3 protein-coding genes are annotated in these 2,648 nt (G+C 74.4%); all 3 read right to left on the reverse strand.

Translation table 11 applies throughout. From position 1 onward, the window contains the following. Positions 1 to 147 precede the first annotated feature (147 nt). A complete protein-coding gene (locus B7767_RS32360) occupies positions 148 to 1,473 on the reverse strand; it encodes a glutamate-1-semialdehyde 2,1-aminomutase (protein ID WP_085575240.1) in 1,326 nt (441 codons plus the stop codon). A gap of 7 nt (positions 1,474 to 1,480) precedes the next feature. Beyond that, entirely contained in the window at positions 1,481 to 2,032 is a 552-nt protein-coding gene (gene rfbC, locus B7767_RS32365; protein ID WP_085575237.1) for a dTDP-4-dehydrorhamnose 3,5-epimerase, read from the reverse strand. Continuing rightward, positions 2,029 to 2,648: polysaccharide pyruvyl transferase family protein (locus tag B7767_RS32370; protein WP_085575238.1), on the reverse strand; the 620-nt coding region annotated here is incomplete at its 5' end. The genes rfbC and B7767_RS32370, both read right to left, overlap by 4 nt.

The raw sequence follows: 2,648 nt of genomic DNA on the forward strand, positions 1-2,648 counted from the left end.
CGCCATGGGCTGGGCGCAGGTCGCCCTGGGCGCGCACTACCCGACCGACGCCCTCGGCGGCTGGTGCACCGCGCTGGCGGTGACACCGGCGACCGCGTGGCTGGCCGACCGGGTGGCCGGCTCCGGCCGGCCGGAGCACCGCTGACGTCACGCCAGGCGGCGGAAGACCGGCTTCACCGGGCGGCCGCCCAGCCAGGGGGCGGGATCCCCGGCGTCCAGCGCCTTGCGGTACACCGCGCACGCCTGGGCCACCACGTCGACGGTGTGCTCGATGTCGGCGTCGTCGAGCGCACTGCTCACCACGAACGACGGGGCCAGCACCCCGCCCGCGAGGAGCCGGCGCAGGAACAGCGTGCGGTACTCCTGCGACGGCCGCCCGTCCCCGTCGAGGGTGGCGAAGACCAGGTTGCTGGCCCGGCCCCGGACGACGACGTGGTCGCCGACGCCCATGCCGGCCGCGGCCTCGCGCACACCGGCGGCCAGCTTCTCGCCGAGCGCGTGCAGCCGCGCGGTGACGCCCTCCTCGGCGTAGACGGTCTGCACGGCCATCGCGGCGGCCAGCGCGTGGGTTTCCGCGCCGTGCGTGGTGGACAGCAGGAACACCCGCTCGCCGGAGTGGCGCAGCCCGCCCCGCTCCATCAGTTCGCGGCGCCCGGCCAGCGCGGAGACGGCGAACCCGTTGCCCAGCGCCTTGCCGAACGTGGAGAGGTCGGGGACGACGCCGTACAGGCCCTGGGCGCCCGCCTCGGACCAGCGGAAGCCGGTGATCATCTCGTCGAAGACCAGGACGCAGCCGTGCCGGTCGGCCAGTTCGCGCAGGCCGGCGAGGTACCCGGGCGGCGGCTCGGTGTGACCGGCGGGTTCGAGTACCAGGCAGGCGATCTCGTCCCGGTACCGGGTGAGCAGCTCCTCCGTGGCGGCCAGGTCGCCGTAGGGGAACGCCACGGTGAGTTCGGTGGTCGCCGCCGGGATGCCGGCCGACATCGGCGTGGTGCCGATGAACCAGTCGTCGACGGAGAAGAACGGGTGGTCGGCGCAGACGGCCACCCGCGGGCGCCCGGTGGCGGCGCGGGCGAGGCGCACCGCGGCGGTGGTGGCGTCGGAGCCGTTCTTCGCGAACTTCACCATCTCGGCGGTCGGCACCGTGGCCAGGAAGCGTTCCGCGGCCTCGACCTCCAGGACGGACGGCCGGACGAAGTTGCTGCCGCGGTCGAGTTCCCGCCGCACCGCCTCGGTCACGCGCGGGTGGGCGTGGCCGAGGCTGACCGACCGCAGGCCGGAGCCGTACTCGACGTAGCGGTTGCCGTCGACGTCCCACACGTGGGCGCCGCGGCCGTGACTGATGACCGGGGCCAGGCCCTCGGGGTACTGGTCGTCGCCCTTGGCGTAGGTGTGCGCGCCACCGGGGACCAGGGCGTGCAGCCGCTCGTTCGCCGTCCGCGACCGGGGCAGTTCGAACTCTTCGGTGTCCACGGCCACCTCAGCCCTCCCTCTGCTTCAGGAACTCGGCCAGGCCCGGCGCCTCCCGGTCCCGCCGGGACACCGAGGTGACCGGCAGCGGCCAGGGGATGGCGAGCTCCGGGTCGTCGAAGGCGATCGTCACGTCCTCGGCCGGGTCGTGCGGGCGGTCGATCCGGTACGAGGTGTCGGCGGTGTCGGTCAGCGCCTGGAAGCCGTGCGCGCACCCCGCCGGGACGTACAGGGTCGTCTGCGTCTCGCCGGACAGCTCGAAGGAGGCCCGGCCCAGGTAGGTCGGCGAACCGGGCCGCAGGTCCACGACGACGTCGAAGATCCTCCCGTACGAGCACCGTACGAGCTTGGCCTCGCCGGCGCCGGAGCGCAGGTGCAGGCCGCGCAGCACGCCCCGGACCGAGCGGGACAGGCTGTCCTGGACGAAGGCGTCCGGGTCGAGGCCCACCGAGCGGACCACGTCGGCGTCGAAGGTGCGGCAGAAGAAGCCGCGCTCGTCGGCGTACGGCGTCGGCTCGAACAGGTACGCCCCGGTGATCTCCGGGACTTCGGTCGCCTTCATGGAGCCTCTCTCAGGGTGTGGGCGTGGTCGGCCGCCGGGAACAGGGCCGCGGTCAGGGCGGCGAACTGCCGCTCGACGCGCCGGGTGGCGTCCAGGTTCCGCTCGGCGAGGGCGCGCCGCAGCTCCGCCGACCGCCGCTCCAGCTCGCGGAACTGTCCGAGCAGCCGGTCGGCGTCGGTCTCGCGGGCCGGGTGGCAGTACGCGCCCAGACCCATCCGGGCCATGAGCGAGTCGCTCTTCGCCGAGTAGCTGAGCGCGAGGGTCGGCGTGCCGGTCTTCAGCGCGCAGACCAGGTTGTGGTAGCGGGTCGCCACCACGGTCTCGGCGGCCGACATCTCCTTCATCAGGTCGGCCAGCGAGGCCGTCTCGGCGACGGTGACCAGCGGCGAGTCCACCGCGTCGAGGACCGCGTCGGCCACCGGCCGGTCGAGCTCGTCGCCGGTGAGCAGCCGGACGGGCCTGCCGTCCTCGACCAGCGCGCGGACGAAACGGGTCGTCCCGTCGAGGTAGCGCCGGTGGATCTCCTCGGCCCGGTCGCGCTCGTCGTTGCTCCCGTGGAAGTCCATGACACCGACGCAGACCAGGCCCGGCGGGCCGGCGGGCGCGCCCGCCGGCG

The sequence above is a fragment of the Streptomyces sp. 13-12-16 genome (assembly GCF_002114215.1).
GTDB lineage: Bacteria > Actinomycetota > Actinomycetes > Streptomycetales > Streptomycetaceae > Streptomyces.

Coding starts and splice junctions, on each gene's coding strand:
- rfbC (WP_085575237.1), bottom strand. CDS start 2,032: ATGAAGGCGACCGAAGTCCCGGAGATCACCGGGGCGTACCTGTTCGAG.